This window comes from Propionibacterium ruminifibrarum (assembly GCF_900289195.1).
GTDB classification, from domain to species: domain Bacteria; phylum Actinomycetota; class Actinomycetes; order Propionibacteriales; family Propionibacteriaceae; genus Propionibacterium; species Propionibacterium ruminifibrarum.
In genome coordinates, this window is record NZ_OMOH01000001.1 from 135036 (window position 1) to 154113 (window position 19078).

A 19078-nucleotide genomic window follows, 5' to 3' on the forward strand; every position below is an offset into this window, starting at 1 on the left:
TCCGGCTCCGACAGCACTGATAACACCTCATCCTCGGCAGCCAGTTCGGGTGCCGGTTCCTACCCCGTCACCGTGGTTCACGCTCAAGGGGAGCTGACCCTGGACGCCAAGCCGGAGAAAGTCGTCGTCTTCGACCTCGGCGTTCTCGACTCCATGGTGGCTCTCGGCGTCGACGGCGCCGTCGTCGGCGTACCCCAGAACCAGAGCACCTACCCCGATGACCTGTCGAAGTTCGAGGGTGAGGAGTACACCAACGTCGGTTCGCTCTTCGAACCCGACCTCGAGGCCATCGCCGAACTCGAGCCCGACCTCGTCATCGTCGCCAACCGCTCGGCGAGTTCGTACGAGGCACTGGCGGAGTCCTTCCCGACCATCGATGCCTCGGCCAAGTCCGCCGAATCGGCCTCGGCGTCAGCCAGCGCCTCGGACCAGTCCTCGGCCGAGCAGTCCACCGCTGAGGAGCAGTCGGCCTCCGACGAGGGTTCCTCCGAGCAGGGCGAGCGCCGCGGCGGTGGCGGTGGAGGCCGTGGTGGCGGCGAGGGCGGCGGAGGCGGCCGCAATGCGAGTGTCGAGATGACTGCCTCGCTGGAGAACCTCGCCACCATCCTCGGCACCGCCTTCGGCGTCCAGACCGAGGCCCAGGGCAAGGTCGACGAGTTCAACACGGCGGCGGCCGAGGTCAAGTCCCTCGCCGCCGACAAGGGCACCGGGCTGGCGCTGCTGACCAACGGCGATGCGGTGTCCGCACTGGGCACCGGTTCGCGCCTGGACGTCATCTTCAACGAGTTCGGCGTCACTCCCGCCGTCGAGGACGTCGATGCCCAGACCCATGGCGAGGCGATCTCGTTCGAGTTCATCGCCGAGGCCAACCCCGACATGCTCTTCGTCCTCGACCGCGCCACGACGATCGGCCAGGAGGGCCAGTCCGCCCAGGAGCTGCTCGACAACGACCTGGTCAACGGCACGAACGCCGGAAAGAACGGGAAGATCTTCTACCTGTCCGGCGCGTCCTGGTACATCGTCGGCGCAGGCCTGAACAACTCGCTCTCCCAGGCCGCCGAGATCAAGGCCGACCTCGAGCAGTGACGACCACGCCCGTGGCCCGTGCCGGTGCGGCTTCATCGCCTCCATCGGCACGGGCCCGTTCACGCTGGGCGACCGGGCTGGTCGGCGCTCTCCTCGTGGTGCTGTCCGTCGTCTCGCTGTTCACCGGCACGCAGAGCCTCAGCCTGTCGGACCTGGCGCGGCTCGACGCCGGCCAGGTGCATCTGCTGGCCATCTCACGGGTGCCCCGCACTCTCGCGGCGATCCTGTCCGGCATGTGCGTGGCCGTCGCCGGCTCGGTCATGCAGCTGGCCGTGCGCAATCGTTTCGTCTCGCCGACGACGGCCGGCACGACCCAGTTCGCCCTCGGCGGCCTGCTCGTCATGGCGATCTGGTTCCCGTCGGCGCCCCTCGTGGGGAAGATGGTCAGCGCCGCCGTGTTCTCGGTGGCCGGTTCCCTGCTGTTCGTCGCGCTGCTGCGGGCCCTGCCGCGCCGGCGCACCAGCAGCGATGTGACCGTGCCGCTGGTGGGCATGATGCTCGGCGGCATCGTCGAGGCCGTCACGACGTTCTTCGCCTGGCGCTACGACCTGCTGCAGTCGCTCGGCTCCTGGACGGTCGGTGACCTGTCCACGGTGCTGGCCGGCCGCTACGAGTTGCTGTGGATCGTCGCCGCACTCGTCGTCCTGGTCTACCTGGCGGCCGACCGCCTGACCGTGGCGGGCCTGGGCCGTGAGACCGCCGTCGGGCTCGGCCTGCACTACGAACGGACGATCGCGCTGGCCCTCGTCATCGCCTCGGTCACGACGGCGATCTCGGTCGTCGTCGTCGGCACGCTGCCCTTCCTGGGGCTCGTCGTGCCGAACGTCGCCTCCAGACTGCTCGGCGACAATCTGCGCCGCACCCTGCCCTGGGTGGCGCTGGCCGGGGGAGTACTGACACTGGCCTGCGACATCGTCGGACGCCTCGTGCGCTACCCCTACGAGGTGTCGCTGTCGGTCATCATGGGCGTCATCGGTTCGGCCGGCTTCCTCATCATCCTCCTGCGGAGCGTGGACCGTGGCTGATCACCTGCTCACCACCGTCGAACCCGCCGGGGCCAGGGGCGTGCCGTCCCCGCGGCGGCGCGCCCAGAACCGCAACGGCGCGCTGCGCATCGGGATCGTCCTGGTCTGCGTCCTGGCCGCCTGCGCGGTCTTCCTGGTCCTCGACGCGCGCAACCCCTGGCTCGTGCTGCCCTACCGCGCCCCGAAACTCGGCGCCCTGCTCGTCGTGGGCTGGGCCACGGCGCTGTCGACCGTCATCTTCCAGACCATCACCGGCAACCGCATCCTCACCCCGGCGATCATGGGATTCGACGCCCTCTACTCGCTGCTTCAGACCCTGCTCATCCTCTTCCTGGGCGGGATCGGCTATGCGTCGCTGCCAAGCACCGTGCGGTTCACCCTCACCACGGTGATCATGGTGGGCTTCTCGCTGCTGCTGTTCGGCGCGGTGTTCAGGGGGAAACGCTCGGTGACGACGGTCGTGCTGGCCGGCGTCATCGTCGGCACCCTGCTGCGTGCCATCACCACCTTCGTGCAGCGCATCATGGATCCCAGCGACTACCTGATCCTGCAGTCTCGCCTGTTCGCCTCGTTCAACATGATCGACTCACGGCTCCTGGTGTTCACGACAGCCGTCGTGGCGGTCACCACGGTGTGCGCGTGGCGCTGGCTGCGTGCTCTCGACGTGATGGCGCTGGGCCGGGACACGGCCGTCAGCCTGGGCGTCGACGAGCGCGGCCTCACCCGCCGGGTGCTCGTCGTCGTCTCGATCCTCATCTCGGTGTCCACCGCCCTCGTCGGACCCATCACCTTCTTCGGCCTGCTCGTGGCACACCTCGCCTACAAGGCCGCGGGCACCGATCGGCACGTCATCACGGTGCCGATGGCGATCGCGCTGGCCATGCTCGTGCTCGTCGCGGGCCAGACGATCCTGCACAAGGTTCTCGGCGACGAAACCGTGCTGTCGGTCGTCATCGACTTCCTCGGTGGCATCGTCCTCATCGCGCTGCTCATCCGTCGCCCCAGGAGGCCCTCATGATTTCTGCCAAGGCGGTCACCAAGTCCTATGGCGTTCGCCGGGTGCTCGACAACATCACCCTCGACCTGCCCGCCGGGGGCATCGTGGCGCTCGTCGGGGCCAACGGGGCGGGCAAGTCGACCTTCCTGTCGATCATCTCACGTCTCCTTGCCGCCGACGCCGGCAGTGTCACGGTCGGCGGTCTCGACGTGACGAGCGCCCACCCGGGGCAGCTGGCCCGCACCCTGTCCGTGCTGCGTCAGGACAACCACCTGGACGTGCGTCTGACCGTGCGTGACCTCGTGGCCTTCGGCCGCTATCCGCACACCCATGGGCGCCTGACGACCGATGACGACCGCATCGTCGACGAGGCCATGGACTGGATGGACCTGGCGGACCTGGCCGAGCGCTACCTCGACGAGATGAGCGGCGGCCAGCGCCAGCGTGCCTTCGTCGCCATGGTGCTGGCCCAGCAGACGCCTTATGTGCTGCTCGACGAGCCGCTCAACAACCTCGACATGGTGCACTCGGTGTCGATGATGACGACGCTGCGCGCCGCCGCCACCGAGCTGGAGCGCACCATCATCGTCGTCCTGCACGACATCAACATGGCAGCCGCCTGGGCCGACCACGTGGTGGCCCTGCGCGACGGCGCACTGGTCGCGCAGGGCACGCCGGCCGAGATCATGACCCGCCAGTGCCTCAGCGAGGTGTTCGGCATGGACGTGCCCGTCCACGAGATCGACGGGCACCGGGTCGCCATGGTCTGGGGCTGAAACCGTCCCCGGCACGACGGACCCGGTCGAGAGGCACCGCTGCCGGCGGCCTGCCGTGGACGCCTCCGCCCTCCAGGCACCCCTGCTGCGGTCTCAGCCGGGCAGGGCCTCGAGGTAGCGGCGCACGATGGCCGCCACGAGCGCCTCGTGGGTCCCGATGGGCTCGGCCGTGGGCAGGCCGAGAGCGGCGATGCGCTGCTGGTAGAGGCCGGGGAACAGGGCGTGGGTGGACACGCTGATGTCGGTGGCGCCGGCCTCCCGCAGGCGGGTGGCGGCCTCATCGAGGCTGGGGTGTTTCGCGTAGAACAGCCCCACCTCGACGGGGCGGTCGAGCAGCCGGGACAGTCGCCTGGCCGTGGCCCGGGTCTCCCGGTTCGCCGTGTCGTGGCGCGAACCGGCCGAGGCCAGGATGACACCGTCGCCGAGCGGGCCGGCCTCGGCGAGCCGGTCGCGCAGGGCCGCGTCGAGGTCTGCGCCGACGTGGGAGGTTGCCCGGGCCAGGCCGTGAGTGCGTTCGACGGCTGCGGGGATGTCGTGGGTGACGTGGTAGCCGGCGCTCAGGAAGGCGGGGACGACGACTGCCGGCCCGACGGCGGGCAGGGTCTGTTCGAGGGTCTCCTCGTGCACGTCGACCCAGCCGACGCCGACGCGGACGTCGGGCAGTTGGGTTGCGACGCGTTCACTCAGCTGCTCGGCGCCGGTCAGGCCGGCCGGGTTTCGGGTTCCGTGCAGGGCGATGACGAGTGCGGGGCCGGTCGACGTCGGGGCGGGAGCGCTGGATGTACTCGCGGGTGTACTGGTGAGAGTGGTCATGTGTCCTCATGGGGGAGTGCTGCTGAAGCGATCGTGTTGCGGAGTGTGTTGGAAGGCGCCGGCAACACCGGTGATGGCGGCCGACCAGTGGGGCCCGTGGTCAGGCCCGAGCCGAGGGGCTCTTCGGGTTCAGCAGCGACACAACGCCGAGGACACGGCGGCGAAGTCGACGTGGGGGCGTCCCACGAGCATCCAGACATCGCGCCAGTTCATGAGGACATCGTATAACCAGCTGGACGCTCTGCCGCCGGTGTCCGGCCTGGCATATCCTCGTGTCCGATGGAGGTCTTGCGCGTCTTCAACAACAATGTGGTCCTGGCGCGCGACGAGCTGGGCCGTGAGGTGGTCGTCACTGGGCGTGGTGTCGGGTTCAAGAAGAAATCCGGCGACCCCGTCGACCCCGCACTGACCGTCACAGGACAGAACACCACGCAGGAAAGGACCACCACAGCATGACTGACAACCTCGCACAGCCCTTCCCGGAGGGCTTCCTCTGGGGAGGCGCCACCGCCGCCAACCAGATCGAGGGCGCCCATGACGTCGGCGGCAAGGGCCTGAGCGTCCAGGACGTCACGCCGAAGGGCGTCGCCGGGCCGCGGACCGAGGTGCCGACGGCGGACAACCTCAAGCTCGAGGCCATCGACTTCTACCACCGCTACGCCGAGGACATCGCCCTGTTCGCCGAGATGGGCTTCAAGGTCTTCCGCTTCTCGATCGCCTGGTCACGCATCTTCCCCAACGGCGACGAGACCGAGCCCAACGAGGAGGGCCTGGCCTTCTACGATCGCGTCCTCGATGAACTGGAGAAGTACGGCATCGAGCCGCTGGTCACCCTCAGTCACTACGAGACCCCACTGCACCTGGCCAGGGAGTACAACGGCTGGGCCAGCCGGAAACTGATCGGTTTCTACGAGCGGTACGCCCGTGCGCTGTTCGAACGCTACGGGAAGCGCGTGAGGTACTGGCTCACCTTCAACGAGATCAACTCCCTGCCGCACTTCCCGTTCATCTCCGGAGGCATTGGCGCCCCGGCCGAGGAACTGAGTGCCCAGGACCGCTACCAGGCGATGCACCACGAACTCGTCGCCTCGGCTTCGGCCACCCGCATCGCCCACGAGATCGACCCGGGCCTCAAGGTCGGCTGCATGATCCTTGCCGCACCCTTCTACCCCCTCACACCCGATCCGCGTGACGTGTGGGCGGCCAAGCAGGCCGAGAGGGAGAACTATGCCTTCGGTGACGTTCACTGCCGTGGACGCTACCCGGGTTACTTCCTGCGCACGCTGCGCGAGCAGGGCGTGGAACTCGAGATCACCGATGAGGACCGCCAAGTCCTGCGGGACAACACGGTGGACTTCGTATCCCTCTCCTACTACATGTCACTGTGCGCAACAGTCACCCAGGACGTGGAAACCAGCGTGGGCAATCTGCTCGGCGGCGTCAACAACCCCACCCTTCAGGCCTCCGAATGGGGCTGGCAGATCGACCCGCTCGGCCTGCGGATCGTGCTGAACGATTTCTGGGACCGCTGGGGCAAGCCACTGTTCATCGTGGAGAACGGCCTCGGCGCCGTCGACGAACTCGTCCCCGGGCCCGACGGCACCCCCACCGTCGAGGATGACTACCGGATCGCCTACCTCAACGACCACCTCGTCCAGGTCGCCGAGGCGGTCTCCGACGGTGTTGACGTGATGGGGTACACGAGCTGGGGGTGCATCGACTTGGTCTCGGCCTCCACCGCACAGATGTCCAAGCGCTACGGCTTCATCTACGTCGACCGCAACGACGACGGCACGGGCACCCTGGAGAGGTACCGGAAGAAGTCCTTCGACTGGTACCGCGAAGTCATCGCCGGCAATGGTGCCAGTCTGCGGTCCTGATGCCGTCAGGCAGGGCGCGGGCGGCGCGCTGCCCCGTCCCCGACCTGACTGAACGGTTCACGCCACCCGCGAGGAAAACAAGGCGCCGTGGCCCGGTGTGCGCATGCCGGGCCACGGCGCCGTTGATCACCAGAGAACTACCTCCTCTCCCTGAACTCGACATGGCGACGAGCGATGGGGTCGTACTTGCGAAGTACGAGCCGGTCAGGGGTGTTGCGCCGGTTCTTCGTCGTGACGTACCGGTAGCCGGTGCCGGCGGTGGACTCGAGAATGATCGTGGGCCGTGAAACGGCCGACCTTCTCGTGGCCATTACAGCCGCGCCCCAGCGGCGATGAGGTCGGCGACGACGGCGTCGATGCCCCGTCTGTCAATGGTCCTGATGGCCCGCGCCGACAGGCGCAGCCGGACGTACCGACCCAACGACGGCACCCAGTACCGCTTGGTCTGGACGTTCGGGTCGAAGCGGCGCCTGGTGCGCCGATGACTGTGGCTGACGTTGTTGCCGAAGCCGGGGCCCGCTCCGCTGACCTGACACCTTCTGCTCATGATCCCCTCTCAGTTATCATTGCGAATGATTATCATTAGAGCACAGAAGATGATCAGAAGAAAGGACCACTGTGAAACGAGGCGTTCACCCGGTTTATCAACCCGTCGTGTTCAGGGACAACGCGACGGGGGAGATGTTCCTGACCCGTTCGACGCTCGGTTCGTACGAGACGGTGGAGTTCAACGGCGAGACCTACCCGCTGGTCCGCGTGGAGATCTCGTCGAGCAGTCATCCCTTCTGGACCGGCCGGAGCCGTGAGATCGACACCGAGGGGCGCATCGAACGCTTCCGGAGACGCTACGGGGGCTGACCGGGCCTCTCGCGGGGCTTCCCCCGGAGGCGGTTCGCCCGCCGCAGGGCGATCACGGTCCTGCGGCGGGCGAATGTCGGGACGGGGCGGCGGCGACCGCCCTGTCACTCACTGCCAGGTGGCGGCCTGCGGGTCGATCCCCTGAGCGCGGGCAGAGGCGTCGATGACATCCCTGAGCCAGGCGGCCAGACCGGGCTCAAGGGCGTCGTAGTGGGCGACCCACCGCGGGTCCTCGGCGATGGTGCCGGCGATGAGGACCTGCTTGGACGTGGTGACGTCGAACCAGGTGTTGAGGTTGTCCAGGTGTCGCCGGGCGAGGTCGTTCGCCTGCGGGCTGCCCGGCTCGACACCGCCGCGCTTGGCGGCGACGAGTGCGGCCTCAAGCGCCTCGGTGTCGTCGCGTGCGCGCTCCCAGTCCTGGCGGGTCATGGCGGCCCTGCGGCGTTCTGCCTCGGCCCAGTCCTCGGTCCCGCCCCAGCGCTTTTCGACCTCGGCCTGGTACTCGGGGGTCCACGTCGTACCCCAGATCGCGGCCTGCTCCGACGGGGTCGGATTGGTGTTGCTCATGATCTTCTCCATCATCGTGTCGACTGCCCGGACCATCCGGTGCAGGTGATCGATGCGCTCCATGAGCAACGCGCGCTGACGGGTCAGATGCGCGCCGGCGTCGGCGTCGGGGTCGTCCAGGACCTCGGCGATCCGGGCCAGCGGCATGCCGGTCTCCCGGTAGACGAGCACCCGGTGGAGCCGGGCGATGTCCTCTGCCGAGTAGAGGCGGTAGCCGGACCAGGTGCGCCCGGAGGGGCGAACCAGGCCCATCGCGTCCCAGTGGTGAAGCGTTCGCACGCTCACCCCCACCAGGGACGCCACTGCGCCCACGGTCAGTTCCTGCCCGTCATCGTTGGTGTCCATGGCTTCAGCATCTCTCACGTGAACCAACCTGGTGCCTCACGCCGCGTGAGGGTCAAGCAACCGTGCTCGTCCTCGACGAGCCCACCTGTTCGGATCACCCCTGGGGCATGACGCGGTGCGTGAAGGCCTTGGCCGGGCGCCGGTCACAGGTGAGGAGCGGGCACCCGAGTCTCTCGGCGAGGGCCATGTACATGGCGTCATGGGCGGAGGCATTGTCGCGTAGCGCCCACGCGGCGCCGACCAGAGGGGGCGGTCGACCCAGATTATGCCGAGATCGTCGAGATCGCGCAGTGCGGTGGGCTCACTCCCTGGTGACGAACAGGACGACAGGTGCACGCCACGACGGGGAACCGTCCGGAGACCAGGGCGGCCGATGCCTCATCCTGGTGCTCCACCTGCGGGTGGAATTCGGCCCCGAGGGCTCCTCCGTGAGGGTGAACCGGGCTGGAAGAGCGACCACGGAGAAACCCGTCTCCCCTAGCGTGAGCGGCATGAACGCCAACATCACGCAGTCACCTGATATCTCAGCCCCAGTGCCGGGATCCCACGCCACCGGCGGGGGAGTACGCGCAGCGGACGCGGCGAGCGCTCCCCGCTACCAGGTCCTCGACGTCCTGCGAGGCTTCGCGGTCTGCGGCATCCTGCTGGTCAACATCGGTGACATCACCGAGCTGGGCATGGACGTCCCCGTCGTCGTCGGACAGGGCCCCTCCACCACGCAGAACGTCCTGTACTACCTCGTGTCCACGCGCTTCGTGCCGATCTTCTCCCTCATGTTCGGGATGAGCCTGATGTTCGTCGCCGACTCGGCCCGGCGGCGCGGCGTCCCGGCGTGGCAGGTGCTGCTGCGACGCATGGCCGGGCTGCTGGCCATCGGGCTGCTGCACACCCTCGTCTATCCCGGCGAGGTGCTCAAGATCTATGCCGTGGTGGGTGCGGTCATGATCCCCATCGTCCTGCGTGCGCCGCGCCGGTTGGTGGCCGTCCTGGGGATCGTGGCCACCGCCGCCAGCTATGGGCTCGCCGGGTCGAGCGAGCTCAACGTGCCCGGACTCTTCCTGCTCGGCGCGGCGGCGGTCGCCTACGGCCTGCCCGCCTTCCTCGAACGCCCCGACCGGCGTCTCGTCGCCGTCGCAGTCGGCCTCGCCGCCCTGACCGGTCTGGCCGTGTTCTGGCAGTCCAGGAGCGATGGCGGGGATCCCCGCTTCGTGTCCGCAGGCGGGATCGCCGGTGGGGTGCAGGCCGCGCTGTACGTGGCGCTCGTGGCGCTGGCCTGCGCAACGCCGTTGAGGCGTCCGCTCGTCGCCTTCCTGGAGCCGCTGGGGCGCACGGCACTGAGCTGCTACGTGGGGGCCAGCTGCGTCGTCGTGCCCGTCGGCCTTCTGCTGGGCTGGCGCGAGAGCACGGACCTGCTGCCCGTGCTGGGCGTCGCCGTCGTCGTCCTGGCCGGCCAGTCACTCGTCGCACGAGTGTGGCTCCGGCACTTCCGTTACGGGCCGCTGGAATGGGCCTGGCGCTGCCTGACCTGGTGGAAGCCCCAGCCCATGCGGCGCGACGGCGGTCAGGGCCTGGCGGCCGTGCAGGCGTGATGCACCAATGACAGCAGGGGCGGTCCCGGACCGCCCCTGCTGAGTCGTGTCCCTGCCGAGGGCAGGGGACGACCGGCCTGTGGTCAGTTGCTGTTACGGCTGCGGCTGCGCCGGACCAGCGAGACGACGGAGACCGCGAGCCCGCCCCAGATGATGACGATGGCCCCGATCATGGTGGTAATGGCGATGGTGGTCATCTCAGTGCGCCTCCTCGAGTTCGAGTTCGTCCAGGTTCACCGGCGTGAAGTCGTCCACGGGTGTCCGCCACTTGATCATGGTGAGGACGGCGGTGGCAACGGCGCAGACGAAGAGCATTCCCCAGCCGAAGACCGCCTCGAACCCGGGCGTGTAGCTGGTCGGGTCGTAGCCCGCGGTGGCGTAGGCCCAGACCGTCTGGACGAACATGAAGCCGAGCAGCACCGGCACGACGACGCAGATGATCACCTGCCACCAGACGCCGATGAGATGGGACCCGGAGACCACGTTGAGGTGGCGGCGCAGCGTGCCGGTCTGGCGCAGGACGAGACCGACGCCGACGCACATGATGATGGCCGAGACGACCACGCCGATGTTGTTGATGAAGGCGTCGACGACGTCCAGGTCGTACAGGCCCGAGTCGGTGCCGAACAGGACCAGGGAGATCACCATGGCGGGGATCCCGGCGAGAAGGGAGGCCTTCGCCGGGCTGAGGTTGAACTTCTCGGTGACACCGGCGGCGACCACCTGGATGATCGAGATGAACGATGTCAGGCCGGCCATCGTGAAGGAGGCGAAGAACAGGACGCCGAACAGGGCGCCGCCGGGCATCTGCGAGATGATCGTGGGGAAGGTGATGAACGACAACGCCACGCCGCTGATCCCCTCCAGGTCTCCGACGGCGACGCCCTGCTGGCCCGCCATGAAGCCGAGCGTGGCGAAGACGCCGATGCCGGCGAGGATCTCGAAGGAGGAGTTGGCGAAACCGGCGACGAGGCCGGTGCCCAGCAGGTCGGAGCGCTTGCGGAGGTAGGAGGAGTAGGTGAGCATGATGCCGAAGGCCACGGACAGCGAGAAGAAGATCTGCCCGAAGGCGGCCATCCACACGCGGTAGTCGCCGAGCGCGCTCCAGTCGGGTGTGAACAGGGCATTCAGCCCGTCGGTCGCCCCGGGCAGCGTGACGGCCCTGATGACGAAGGCGACGAACATGATGACGAGCAGCGGCAGGAAGAACTTGTTCGCCCGCTCGACACCGTTGGTCACGCCGAGGGCGATGACGATGAGGCCGAAGGCCCACACGATGATCAGCGGGATCGCGACGCCTCCCACCGGCGATGCCGAGTAGGCGACGGCGTCGGTGTTGAGGCCGATGAAGTCGTAGAAGAAGCTCTGGGCGTCGTCACCCCAGGCCGCGTTGATGGAGAAGAAGGTGTAGCGCAGGGCCCACGCCACGATGACCGCGTAGTAGGTCATGATGACGAAGCAGATGAGCACCTGCCACCATCCGAGCCATTCGAATCTGCGGCTGAGCCGGCGGAAGCCGGCCGGCGCCGACCCGCGGAAGCGGTGTCCGATGGAGTAGTCGAGGAAGAGGACGGGGATGCCGACCATCAGCAGGGCCACGACGTAGGGGACGATGAAGGCGCCGCCGCCGTTGGTGTAGGCGACGCCGGGGAAACGCCAGATGTTGCCCAGGCCGACGGCTGAACCGATTGCGGCGAGCAGGAAGCCCAACTGGCTTCCCCACTGTTCGCGCTGAGTGGACTCTTGCGGCGGAGCCAGGGAGGACATGGTGCCCACCTTTCCTGATCGTAGGAGCGGGAAGTACCCGGTCATGGTGCGCGTGCACCTGCGAGCACTTCCCGACAAGCCCGGTCATTATGGGGGAGCGCGTGAGCAGCTGCCGGGCGCGTCCAGGATGCGAACCGTGATGTCAGGTTCGGGCCGAGACCGGTGCGCGGGGCGGGCGCCCCGGCGCCCCGTCAGGTCTGAGGGGCGGATCGGGCCCGCCTCGACGGCGGGCACCACCGGGGACCGTGACGCATCCGGCCGGCGCGGTGCCGCCGGGCCGGGCGGGGTCAGGGCACGTCCTGCACCGGCCCGGTACCGGTGAGATGGCGCATGTCTGGGTAGCGGTCGCCGACTGGTTCGGGCAGCCCGTCCAGCCGGCCGATCTGCTCGGCGCTGAGGCGCACCGAGCAGGCGCCCAGGTTCTCCTCCAGTCTGGCGCGGTGCCGGGTGCCGGGGATGGGCACGATGTCGTGCCCGGGGCCACTCTTGGCGAGCAGCCAGGCGAGAGCGACCTGGGCCGGGGTCGCGTCGAGCTCGGCTGCGACCTGCTCGACCTGCTCGACGATGCGCAGGTTCGCCGGCAGGGCATCGCGCGTGAACCGGGGGTTGCCGCGGCGGAAGTCGTCCCGGTCGAGTCCTTCGAGATCCCTTATGCGGCCGGTGAGGAAGCCCCGGCCGAGCGGGGAGTAGGGGACCAGCGTGATGCCCAGCTCGCGCAGGACGGGCAGCACCTCGAACTCGACGTCGCGTGACCACAGCGAGTACTCGGTCTGCACGGCGGTGACGGGGTGCACGGCATGGGCGCGGCGGATGGTCCGGGCGTCCACCTCACTGAGTCCGTAGGCGCCGATCGTGCCCTCCTCGATGAGTTCGGCCAGGGCCCCGACGGTCTCCTCGATGGGCGTGCTCGGGTCCTGGCGGTGCTGGTAGTACAGGTCGATGTGCTCGACGCCGAGCCGCCTGAGCGAGCCCTCGACCGCCCGGCGGACGTTCTCGGGGCGCCCGTCGTAGCGGCGGATGCCGCCGGCCGGATGGGAGAGCATGCCGAACTTCGTGGCGATCACGGCCCGGTCCCGGATGCCCCGCAGGGCCCTGCCGACCAGTTCCTCGTTCGTGTAGGGCCCGTAGACCTCGGCCGTGTCGATCATGGTCGCGCCGAGGTCGACGGCCCTGCGGATGGTGCGGATCGACTCGGCCTCGTCCCGGCCCGCGCCGGTGTAGAAGGCGGACATGCCCATGCATCCCAGGCCGATGACGCCTGTCCGGGGGCCTGCCGTGCCGAGTCGTGTCTGCTGAATCATGAAACCGTCTCCCATCCGCCGGTACAACGCGATCTTGTGGTCGATGACGTCGAGGGCCTGCTGCAGGTCGTCGAGGCGCCGGCGCATGCCCCGGCGGTGCTCCTCGAGCAGGGCGAGCCGGTCCGGAGCACTGCTCTCGCCCGCCCGGGCGAGCTCGGTGTACCTGCGGATCATGCCGATGGGCATGCCGGACGACCGCAGTTTGGTGATGAACTCAACCCACCTCGCGTCACCTGCCCGGTAGATGCGTTGCCCACTGCCGTTGCGGGGAACGGGGTCGCGCATGAGCCCGGCACGTTCGTAGTACCGCAGTGTGTCCGGTGACAACCCCGTCTCGGCTGCGAGTTCGCCGATGAGGAGCGCGTCACGGTCGGGACTCTTCGTCATGCCCGGAACGCTAGGTGCTGGAGCGCGCTCCAAGTCAAGCGGGTGGGAGCACTGCCCAGGCGTCGATGCCTGTGAGCATTGGAGGCGACCACGACCTCACCGGGTCGGTGGTGCGGCATGATGCGGTGGTGCGCCGGTTGGTTCATGTGCCGTTCGGGTGGAAGCCGACGATCCTGGAGGTGGTGGTTCCGCGTTACCGGTGTGCGCCGTGTCGCCGAGGCTGGCGTCACGACATCACGGCGGCGGCGCCCTCGCGGGGGGGGGGGGGGGGGGGGGGGNGGGGGGGGGAAGCTGTCGCGTGACGCAATCATGGTGGCGGTGAAGTCTGTGGAATTGAGTCCCTCATAGTGGTGTAACGCGGTGGTCTCGTGGTCGTCTTGGACGAGGACGCGGCCACCGTGTGATCCTTCGAGTGAACCTCTCACAGCACTCTCGAACGGAGTCATCACGATGACCGCTTACCACATGTCGGCCCTCGCGGCTTGCTCGGTGAAGCCCTTACCGAAGCGTCCCCGGATTTGATGCGCAGCCTTCTCCAGGACGTGATCAATGCCCTGCTGTCCGCGGACGCGGACGCTGTTGCCGGCGCGGAGTACGGCCGGCCCAGCCCGGACCGGTCCGCCCAGCGTAATGGCTACCGCCATCGTGATCTCGATACCCGTGTGGGCACGATTGACGTTGCGATCCCCAAGCTACGCTCCAGCACCTATTTCCCCGAGTGGCTGCTGGAGCGCCGCAAGCGCGCCGAGTCCGCGCTGATCACGGTCGTGGCGGACTGCTACCTCGCCGGCGTCTCCACTGGTCGCATGGACAAGTTGGTCAAGACCTTGGGCATCAACAACCTCTCGAAGTCGCAGATCTCTCGCATGGCCTCGGATCTGGACGAGCACGTCGAGCAGTTCCGCCACCGCCCGCTGTCGGAGTCTGGCCCGTTCACGTTCGTGGCCGCCGACGCCTTGACGATGAAGGTCCGCGAGGGCGGCCGGGTCATCAACGCCGTCGTGCTCCTGGCCACCGGCGTCAACGGCGACGGGCACCGCGAAGTCCTCGGCATGCAGGTCGCGACCTCCGAGACCGGCGCGGCCTGGAACAGTTTCTTCGCCGATCTGGTCGCCCGCGGCCCGGGCAGGGGTCCGCCTGGTCACATCCGACGCTCATGCCGGGCTGGTCGAAGCGATCGCAGCCCACCTACCTGGCGCAGCCTGGCAGCGCTGCCGCACCCATTACGCGGCGAACCTGATGAGTGTCTGTCCCAAGGACACGTGGCCGGCAGTGAAAGCGATGCTGCACAGTGTCTACGACCAGCCCGACGCCACCGCCGTGAACGCCCAGTTCGAGCGGCTGCTGGACTACGTTGGCGAGAAACTCCCGGCCGTGGCCGAGCATCTCGACGACGCCCGCGCCGACTTGCTGGCGTTCACCGCGTTCCCCAAGAATGTATGGGCCCAGATCTGGTCGAACAACCCCACCGAACGCCTCAACCGGGAAATCCGCCGCCGCACCGACTCCGTCGGCATCTTCCCCACCCGCGACGCGATCATCCGCCTCGTCGGCGCAGTACTGGCCGAACAGACCGATGAATGGGCCGAAGGCCGCCGCTATCTCGGCCTGGACGTCCTGACCCGCTGCCGTCTCAACGCCATCACCGACGCCACAACACAGGAGATAACTACCAACCCCCCGCCCTCCCTCACCGCCTAATCCCCAACGAAGGACCACTACACACTTGGAGTGCTTGGTGTTTTTCGAACAGTGGGTGAAATGATCGTGAGGTAGAATTAGATCATGTCGGCACCGAAATACAGTGCGGAGTTCAAGGAACAAGTCGTTCCAGAGGTCGTCCAGAAGTCCAGGCCGATAGCCGAGGTCGCCAGGTCGTATGGTCTTGTGGCGCAGACGGTTGGGAACTGGGTCGCGAAATGGCGGAAAGAACACCCCGACCCCGGTACTGATGGCACCACCGCGGAAGAACACGCCGAGATCAGGCGCCTGAAAGCTGAACTCCGGGAAGCCCGCATGGAGGCCGAGTTCCTGAAAAAAGCGGCGGCCTTCTTCGCCCAGGAGTCCGGGTGAGCGTGAAATACCGTTGCATCAACCGCGAGGAAGGCAACTACCCGGTCCGCTCCATGTGCCGGTGGGCGAAAGTATCCAAGTCAGGCTACTACGCGTGGCGAAACCGACCCAAGTCCTCAACGGCCCGGCGGAGGGAAGACCTGACGGCCATCATCAAAGTAATCTTCGCCGAGTCCGAGCAGACCTACGGCTACCGCCGAATCCACGCCGAGCTGGCCCGAAACCGAACCCGGGTCTCGCGCGACACGGTCCGCAAGATCATGGCAGCAGAAGGTCTCGTTGCTTGTCAGCCCACGAAACGAGCCAAGACGACCACCCCTGCCCCCGACCTTCCAGGCCGGCCCGACCGACTGGGAAGGGACTTCACCGCCACCGCCCCGGGAATGAAATGGGTGGGCGACATCACGTACATCCCGACCTGGCAGGGATTCGCCTACCTCGCGGTGGTTATGGACTGCTTCAGCCGGAAGATCGTCGGGCACACGAATCGCCGGTCACATGCGCACCGGACTCGTCACCCAAGCCCTGGCTATGGCCCTGCGAAACTGCCCACCAACCCGCGGTGTCACTGTCTTTCACTCGGACCGGGGAGCCCAAGGTGGGTTCAACTGGTCGTCGCAACACCTTGAGGTGAGAGGTGTGGTTGATGGTGGTCGAGGACTGGGGTTTGAGGGTCGGGGGCGTGCCGGGGGTGGTGCGTCGGCAGTGGCGGGCTGATCGCGCGTTGCGGCCTGCGATGCGGTCCCCGGGTAGGCCAGAACCGTCTCGGGCGGTGCAGCGGCAGTTCTGGCGGATCATCGCGACTGGTGTCACGACTGCGGAAGCGGCGACGATGGTGGGCGTGTCTGTTCCGGTTGGTTCACGCTGGTTTCGTCACGCTGGGGGCATGCCGCCCATCCGTTTATCTGAGCCCAATGGTCGTTATTTGTCCTTTGAGGAGCGGGAGGAGATCGCGATCTTGCGGGCCAAGGGGGCCGGGTCCGTGCCATCGCGCGTGCTATCGGTCGTGATCCCGGTACCGTGTCACGGGAGTTACGGCGTAATGCCGCCACGAGGAGCGGGAAACTGCAGTACCGGGCCACGGTGGCCCAGTGGAAGGCCCAGCAAGCGGCCAAACGACCCAAGACCGCGAAACTGGTTACCAATCCCCGATTACGGGAGTACGTCCAAGACCGTCTCGCGGGCAGGGTCACCGGCCCTGACGGCACGCCTGTCACCGGGCCCGCCACACCGGCTTGGAAGGGTCTGAACAAGCCTCGTAGACAAGACAGGCGATGGGCAACGGCTTGGAGCCCTGAGCAGATCAGTAACCGCTTGAAGCTGGACTTCCCCGATGATGAATCCATGCGGATCAGTCACGAGGCGATCTACCAGTCACTGTTCATCGAGGGGCGCGGCGCGCTCAAACGCGAGCTCGTGGCCTGCCTGCGGACCGGGCGAGCCTTGCGGCGGCCAAGGGAACGTTCCCGCAACAAGCCCCACGGTCACGTCACTGCTGATGTCGTGATCAGCAGACGCCCCGCACAGGCCGCCGATCGAGCAGTTCCAGGCCACTGGGAAGGCGACCTGATCATCGGAACAGGCCGGTCTGCGATCGGTACCCTGGTCGAACGCAGTAGCCGCGCCACGATCCTTGTTCATCTGCCCCGACTGGAAGGCTACGGCGAGCAGCCACGCGGCAAGAACGGCCCCGCCCTGGCCGGATACGGCGCTGAAGCGATGAACACCGCGCTGGCCGCCTCGATCACGGCCCTGCCCCAGCAACTACGCAAGACCATCACCTGGGACCGCGGCAAAGAACTATCCGGCCACGCAGCCTTCACCATGGCAACAGGAACACGAGTTTACTTCGCCGACCCCCACTCACCCTGGCAGCGCCCCACTAACGAGAACACCAACGGGCTCCTGCGCCAGTACTTCCCCAAAGGCACCGACCTGTCCCGCTGGAACGCCACAGACCTCGAAGCAGTCGCCCACACCCTCAACAACCGACCCCGCAAAATCCTAGGATGGAAAACCCCAGCAGAAGTCTTCAACGAACAACTACAATCACTCAAACAAGCCAGTGTTGCAACGACCGATTGAACCCAGTCAATACACGTCGGCCGAATACACGCAATTCATGACCGACCGTGGGATTCTCTCGTCCGTGGGCCGGACCGGTAGCTGCTTCGACAACGCCGCCGCCGAGTCCTTCAACGCGATCCTGAAAAAAGAACTCACCAACCGTAAGGTCTACCCGACCCGCCTGCACGCGGCCCGGGACGTGACAGCCTGGATCGAGTTACGATACAATCACAAACGCCTCCACTCAGCCATCGACTACCAGACCCCCAACGAAGTCGACACCGAATGGAGACAACACCACAAGACAGCAGCCTAAAACCAACCACCAACCACTGTCCGAAAAACCTATATCACTTCAACTCCCAGGGACTTGACCGTCTGTGGTGGTCGATCGGATGTCGATTGCCCGGGCCTCGGCCAACCTCGGTGTTGCCTGGAACACCGCCTCGGATGCGATCTTGGCCGCCGGCACCGAGTTGCTGAGCGACAACGCTGACCGGCTGGAGGGCGTCACCACGGTCGGGGCCGATGAGTATGTCTGGCGGCGCACCCAAGCTGGCGACAAGTACGTCACCGGCATCATCGACTTGACCCTGACAAGGACCAAGATCGGAGCGCCGAGGTTGTTGGCGGTGGTGGAGGGCCGATCGAAGCAGGCATTCAAGTCCTGACTCGACGCCCAACTGAGGCGTTCCGTGACCGGGTGGAGAGCGTCGCGATGGACGGCTTCACCGGTTACAAGACCGCAGCACTCGAAGCGATCGACACTGTGGTCACAGTCATGGATTCCTTCCATGTGGTGGCCCTGGTCGCAGAGAAGCTGGACCACTGCCGGCAACGCGTCCAACACGAGGCTCTGGGGCATCGGGGACGCCCCGGTGACCCGCTCTACGGCATCCGCCGCGCCGCCCGCACCCGGGCAGGGCTGTTGACCACCAAGCAGCAGCACCGGCTCGCGAAGGTGTTCGTTGACGAGCGACATATCGCGTTCGAGGTCACCTGGAGCTTCTACCAAGAACGTGATAGACGCCTACCAAGCCCACGACCCAGCCGAGGGGAAGAAGATCATGACCCGTTTGATCACCAGCATCCACAGCGGAGTTCCGAGTGGCTTCGACTAGCTACGGCCACTAGGACACACTGACACGGCGCCGCGATAACACCCTGGCGTTCTTCTATCACCCCGGCACATCGGACGGCCCCACCAAGACCGTAACGGACTGCCCGAACACCTCCGCTTCAGACCACTGATCCACTCACTTCTGTGAAGAGCCGTTTCGCCGGAACACGGGGTACTGGGGAGCCGCGGATTCGGCCCGCGCTCAAGAACGGCGTGGTGCGCGGACCATGGTGTGGAAGCAACGGTGCTGAGGGCTTCAAGCGGCAGACATAAGACACCAGCCTCCCGCGATCGACACAGTGCCAGCTTCTCCTCAAGGTTGGCACCATTCTCTTCACAGGAGTGTACGATTGAGAGTACAGCTTGACACCTGAGCGGTTGGAGCGCCAGCCACGTAGCCAGCCAGATCCTCGCCCCGAGAAGCTCT

General features: G+C 67.0%; 20 protein-coding genes and 3 pseudogenes. 16 read left to right on the plus strand and 7 right to left on the minus strand.

What is annotated here, in order from left to right; genetic code table 11:
* The first annotated feature begins 72 nt into the window (after positions 1 to 72).
* From PROPJV5_RS00575 to PROPJV5_RS00590, 4 genes are read left to right on the plus strand one after another with little or no spacing between them, the layout of a single operon-like run.
* A complete protein-coding gene (locus PROPJV5_RS00575) occupies positions 73 to 1086 on the plus strand; it encodes a siderophore ABC transporter substrate-binding protein (protein WP_220474272.1) in 1014 nt (337 codons plus the stop codon).
* Positions 1083 to 2111, plus strand: coding sequence for an ABC transporter permease (locus tag PROPJV5_RS00580; RefSeq protein ID WP_220474273.1), 1029 nt, complete (start codon positions 1083 to 1085; stop codon positions 2109 to 2111). The genes PROPJV5_RS00575 and PROPJV5_RS00580 overlap by 4 nt, the downstream gene beginning before the upstream one ends.
* The gene (locus PROPJV5_RS00585) at positions 2104 to 3129 is read left to right on the plus strand and encodes an iron chelate uptake ABC transporter family permease subunit (protein WP_220474274.1); all 1026 of its coding nucleotides are present in this window, start codon (positions 2104 to 2106) and stop codon (positions 3127 to 3129) included. The genes PROPJV5_RS00580 and PROPJV5_RS00585 overlap by 8 nt, the downstream gene beginning before the upstream one ends.
* Complete coding sequence (locus PROPJV5_RS00590) at positions 3126 to 3884, plus strand: iron ABC transporter ATP-binding protein (protein WP_119714411.1); 759 nt, start codon at positions 3126 to 3128, stop codon at positions 3882 to 3884. Before PROPJV5_RS00585 ends, PROPJV5_RS00590 begins: the two co-directional genes overlap by 4 nt.
* A 93-nt stretch (positions 3885 to 3977) precedes the next feature.
* Here PROPJV5_RS00590 and PROPJV5_RS00595 read toward each other — a convergent pair whose 3' ends face one another.
* Entirely contained in the window at positions 3978 to 4697 is a 720-nt protein-coding gene (locus PROPJV5_RS00595) for a sirohydrochlorin chelatase (RefSeq protein ID WP_119714412.1), read from the minus strand.
* 279 nt (positions 4698 to 4976) lie between these two features.
* Here PROPJV5_RS00595 and PROPJV5_RS00600 point away from each other — a divergent pair, with 279 nt between their 5' ends.
* A complete protein-coding gene (locus PROPJV5_RS00600; RefSeq protein ID WP_220474275.1) occupies positions 4977 to 5153 on the plus strand; it encodes a CAT RNA binding domain-containing protein in 177 nt (58 codons plus the stop codon).
* Positions 5150 to 6577: a glycoside hydrolase family 1 protein gene (locus PROPJV5_RS00605; protein WP_119714413.1), complete on the plus strand. Its 1428-nt coding sequence runs from the start codon at positions 5150 to 5152 to the stop codon at positions 6575 to 6577. Before PROPJV5_RS00600 ends, PROPJV5_RS00605 begins: the two co-directional genes overlap by 4 nt.
* A gap of 137 nt (positions 6578 to 6714) precedes the next feature.
* Here the strand turns inward: PROPJV5_RS00605 and rpmG are convergent, their stop codons facing one another.
* Both rpmG and rpmB read right to left on the minus strand, forming a co-directional pair.
* Positions 6715 to 6888, minus strand: coding sequence for a 50S ribosomal protein L33 (gene rpmG / locus PROPJV5_RS00610; protein WP_119714414.1), 174 nt, complete (start codon positions 6886 to 6888; stop codon positions 6715 to 6717).
* Positions 6888 to 7124: a 50S ribosomal protein L28 gene (gene rpmB / locus PROPJV5_RS00615; RefSeq protein WP_119714415.1), complete on the minus strand. Its 237-nt coding sequence runs from the start codon at positions 7122 to 7124 to the stop codon at positions 6888 to 6890. Before rpmB ends, rpmG begins: the two co-directional genes overlap by 1 nt.
* Positions 7125 to 7195: 71 nt before the next feature.
* On the opposite strand from rpmB, the gene PROPJV5_RS00620 reads away from it, so the two are divergent.
* The gene (locus tag PROPJV5_RS00620; RefSeq protein WP_119714416.1) at positions 7196 to 7435 is read left to right on the plus strand and encodes a type B 50S ribosomal protein L31; all 240 of its coding nucleotides are present in this window, start codon (positions 7196 to 7198) and stop codon (positions 7433 to 7435) included.
* Positions 7436 to 7543: 108 nt separating this feature from the next.
* Here the strand turns inward: PROPJV5_RS00620 and PROPJV5_RS00625 are convergent, their stop codons facing one another.
* On the minus strand, positions 7544 to 8365 hold the full coding sequence (locus PROPJV5_RS00625) for a MerR family transcriptional regulator (protein WP_239018334.1): 822 nt from the start codon (positions 8363 to 8365) through the stop codon (positions 7544 to 7546).
* A 473-nt stretch (positions 8366 to 8838) separates the two neighbouring features.
* Between PROPJV5_RS00625 and PROPJV5_RS00635 the strand changes: the two genes are divergently transcribed.
* Positions 8839 to 9936, plus strand: a complete 1098-nt coding sequence (locus tag PROPJV5_RS00635; RefSeq protein WP_119714419.1) for a DUF418 domain-containing protein — start codon at positions 8839 to 8841, stop codon at positions 9934 to 9936.
* 83 nt (positions 9937 to 10019) lie between these two features.
* On the opposite strand, the gene PROPJV5_RS00640 is transcribed toward PROPJV5_RS00635, so the two are convergent.
* From PROPJV5_RS00640 to PROPJV5_RS00650, 3 genes are all read right to left on the minus strand, one after another.
* Entirely contained in the window at positions 10020 to 10133 is a 114-nt protein-coding gene (locus PROPJV5_RS00640; RefSeq protein ID WP_119714420.1) for a methionine/alanine import family NSS transporter small subunit, read from the minus strand.
* Position 10134: 1 nt separating this feature from the next.
* Entirely contained in the window at positions 10135 to 11703 is a 1569-nt protein-coding gene (locus PROPJV5_RS00645) for a sodium-dependent transporter (protein WP_119714648.1), read from the minus strand.
* A 287-nt stretch (positions 11704 to 11990) separates the two neighbouring features.
* Positions 11991 to 13391: an aldo/keto reductase gene (locus PROPJV5_RS00650; RefSeq protein WP_119714421.1), complete on the minus strand. Its 1401-nt coding sequence runs from the start codon at positions 13389 to 13391 to the stop codon at positions 11991 to 11993.
* Between the two features lie 119 nt (positions 13392 to 13510).
* Here PROPJV5_RS00650 and PROPJV5_RS12770 point away from each other — a divergent pair.
* The 8 genes and pseudogenes from PROPJV5_RS12770 to PROPJV5_RS00685 all read left to right on the plus strand — a co-directional run.
* A pseudogene (locus PROPJV5_RS12770) lies at positions 13511 to 13669 on the plus strand (ISL3 family transposase); the annotation flags it as partial.
* Between the two features lie 204 nt (positions 13670 to 13873).
* Positions 13874 to 15092 (plus strand): annotated as a pseudogene (locus PROPJV5_RS00660) (IS256 family transposase).
* Positions 15093 to 15176: 84 nt separating this feature from the next.
* The gene (locus tag PROPJV5_RS00665) at positions 15177 to 15464 is read left to right on the plus strand and encodes a transposase (protein ID WP_119714423.1); all 288 of its coding nucleotides are present in this window, start codon (positions 15177 to 15179) and stop codon (positions 15462 to 15464) included.
* The gene (locus PROPJV5_RS00670) at positions 15461 to 16093 is read left to right on the plus strand and encodes an IS3 family transposase (RefSeq protein ID WP_119714424.1); all 633 of its coding nucleotides are present in this window, start codon (positions 15461 to 15463) and stop codon (positions 16091 to 16093) included. The genes PROPJV5_RS00665 and PROPJV5_RS00670 overlap by 4 nt, the downstream gene beginning before the upstream one ends.
* A 38-nt stretch (positions 16094 to 16131) precedes the next feature.
* Positions 16132 to 17549 (plus strand): annotated as a pseudogene (locus tag PROPJV5_RS00675) (IS30 family transposase).
* Between the two features lie 37 nt (positions 17550 to 17586).
* Positions 17587 to 17847, plus strand: a complete 261-nt coding sequence (locus tag PROPJV5_RS00680) for an integrase core domain-containing protein (RefSeq protein WP_119714425.1) — start codon at positions 17587 to 17589, stop codon at positions 17845 to 17847.
* A 79-nt stretch (positions 17848 to 17926) separates the two neighbouring features.
* On the plus strand, positions 17927 to 18202 hold the full coding sequence (locus tag PROPJV5_RS12480) for a hypothetical protein (RefSeq protein ID WP_182858505.1): 276 nt from the start codon (positions 17927 to 17929) through the stop codon (positions 18200 to 18202).
* Positions 18199 to 18675, plus strand: a complete 477-nt coding sequence (locus PROPJV5_RS00685) for a transposase (protein WP_275403688.1) — start codon at positions 18199 to 18201, stop codon at positions 18673 to 18675. The genes PROPJV5_RS12480 and PROPJV5_RS00685 overlap by 4 nt, the downstream gene beginning before the upstream one ends.
* The last annotated feature ends 403 nt before the right edge of the window (positions 18676 to 19078 follow it).